At 40.3% G+C, this 2,854-nt stretch carries 1 protein-coding gene and 1 pseudogene; one reads left to right on the top strand and one right to left on the bottom strand.

The annotated features are described in order from the left end of the window. Window positions 1-652 (bottom strand): annotated as a pseudogene (locus tag AC1DOS_RS19285) (IS110 family transposase); the annotation flags it as partial. Window positions 653-1,193: 541 nt separating this feature from the next. On the opposite strand from AC1DOS_RS19285, the gene AC1DOS_RS19280 reads away from it, so the two are divergent. After that, on the top strand, window positions 1,194-2,854 hold a 1,661-nt coding region (locus AC1DOS_RS19280), incomplete at its 3' end, for a S8 family serine peptidase (RefSeq protein WP_477538801.1).

Genomic DNA, 2,854 nt, shown 5'->3' with positions numbered 1-2,854 from the left:
TGAATAGCTTTTTCTTTTGCCCACCTGATTGATCGACTTTTACATAATCCAAATATCTTGTCTGTAATTATTTCTTCACTTGCTCTCAAAATATCCTCGGAAGAGGGAAACTCTGAAAGAGTTAAGAGTGGCACCACCGAATATAAATCTCCAAAACCACTTTTTCTTCAGGAAACACTTGTTCAAGCACTGCTTGGAATTGAAGTTTTGTTTGAATCATGACTCCAGTTATATTTTCATGTCGTCTTGTAAGATTGATTTAATAACTGAACTCCACGCTTTTTATATGGCTCTAACTCCTCTTTATAGAACAACTCATAGAGAAGATAGTATCAACGGCATCTGTCTTCACTTTTCTTAAACTTGATCCTCTTGCTTTGTATGAAATCAACGGATTGAAAATAATCAATAAATATCCTCGTTCTTCCAAGTAATGCCGACAGGAGTTTGATAATGCCCTGTAGCTTCTAAAACTATTGAAGGCTTCTTACCAGTCACTCTTTTCACATCCTCAAGAAACGCGACAAGATAACTAAGCCCCTCAACAATATGAGACACTTTAAAACTCTTACGATAATGGTTTGCTTTTATCTAAAAATGCTTGAACTTGACTTTCCCCTTTTGAAATATCCAGACCAACGACTGGATTCATTCTAAATCCTCCTCATAAACCTAGTAATTTACCAGTAACACAGGCAGTCATTTATGCTGTTCGAAATCAACTTGTTCCGTTTTCTTATTTAAAAATCACTTATAAAAAAATGTCATGTCTCTTATTATGTCCCTCTTGGTATAGTACTTTTGTTTTAAGCAGGTATAGAACCAAGAACAGCAAAAGATACATCCTATGTTTAATTTTCAGAAAAGTAGAAATGTGGGATGATGAGGGTTAATTGGGAAATTTATCTGAATATTGAATGAATAAATGTTGAATAAACTCCCAGTTGATACTAGATTAGTTGAAAAATTTTAAAAACCCGATGTTGAAAGACAGAACAGTGTATTAAATGTGAAGTTAAGTCATCAGCACGAAACCTTTACATTTTTACAAATATATTAATCTACTATTTCGTTAGGCAGGGGAGAGGATTAATGAGGAAAAGGAGAAACAAAAAAAWTATTATTAGAATCATTGTTTCGTAATTCATTGCACTACATATGTAATWAAGAGACAGARACWKGGAGGAAAGAAAATGGRRAAAAAAGCAAACAACAAAAGTAAGGTCTTAAAAAGCTTAGCTGTATTTGCTCTAYCATCTAGTTTTATTTTAGGTTCTATTGTACAAGTACCAATGTTAAACCGTAAGTTAAAGAACATTGTAGCAACTACGACGATGAGTGCTTTATTACTGTCATCTGTCATTCCATTCAACGTGCTAGCGGCATCATCAACACCGATCGATCCTTTTCATCAGGATTCGAGCGCTCCACAGTTGACGAAAGAACAAATTGCGGCATTGAATCAGATCAGCATAGGTGGTCCGAAAATTTCGTCTAACATCAACACATCAAGCGCGGAACCTGTTCGCGTCATTGTTGAATTCAAGCAAGCACCGGCAAAAGTAGCGGTGATGCAGGCACATGTAGCTGGAGATGAGACAACCTTAAAAGAAGAGAAACAAGCAGTAAGTGATGCGCACAAACAATTCCGTTCATTTATCGAAGGGTTATCTACGCGTCAAGCGAGCGTCACTGCGGTCACTGCAAAAAATGCAGCTGAAACTTCTTCTGATATCCAAATTACGCATGAATATCAGAACGCGTTGAACGGGGTAGCGATGACACTTCCAGGAACAATGGTCGAGAGACTGTTTGATTCTGGTCTTGTCAGACATGTCCTTGCAGACGAAAAGGTCACAATCGACCCGATTAAACCGACTGCTGTATCGCAAAAAAGCGTTGAAGGATTAAAAGAAAATTCGATCCCACTTCCAGGAATTGATGCGATTCATAACGAAGGCATTAAAGGAAACGGCATTAAAGTCGGCGTGTTAGATACAGGAATCGATTACAATCATCCAGATTTAACGGATGTGTATAAAGGGTACCGAAAACAAGAAGGTGTGAATCCGAATACGATTGACCCGAAATCGGTTAAGGGGTGGGATTTTGTCGATAACGACGCAGATCCGATGGAAACAACGTACGATGACTGGGTGAATGCAGGTAAGCCAGTCACACCAGGCCGTGAATACCCAACGTACCACGGTACGCATGTATCTGGAACAATCGCAGCACAATCGAAAGCCAATGTCGAAWATCCGGCACAAGGGGTAGCCCCTGGCGTTGAYTTATATGTCTACCGCGTACTAGGTCCTTAYGGTTCTGGTGCTTCAAGCGGGATTGTTGCAGCCATTGACAAGTCCGTTAGTGACGGCATGAAAGTCATTAACMTGTCACTTGGTGCAGCGAGTAACAATCCATTATCAGCAGAAGCAATCGCGGTTAACAATGCGACATTAGCTGGTGTAACGTGCGTCATTGCAGCAGGAAACGCAGGTAATTACGCATATACACTTGGCACACCTGGAGCAGCAGCGCTTCCGATTACGGTTGGTGCAAGTGACTTCCCGATGTCGATTGCGACCGCAACCGCGTCAGTAGGTGTCGAAACGTTCACCAACTTTAAGTTGCTTGGCAAAGGGTTCAATGACAATGTAGAAACACTTGAAAACAAAACCTATCCTGTGGTATTTGTCGGCTTAGGTGGCGCAGATGATGTAAAAAATCTTGATTTGCACGGAAAAGTAGCATTGATAGAGCGCGGAACGCATGCGCTTAGTGAGAAAATTGTGAATGCGCAAAAAGCAGGCGCAGTGGCGGCAATCATGTATAACAATATCGACGGCGACAT

This window comes from Paenisporosarcina sp. P5_A11 (genome assembly GCF_056400705.1).
Note: the sequence above shows the minus strand (reverse complement) of the source record. Positions and strands in the feature narration are given on the sequence as shown.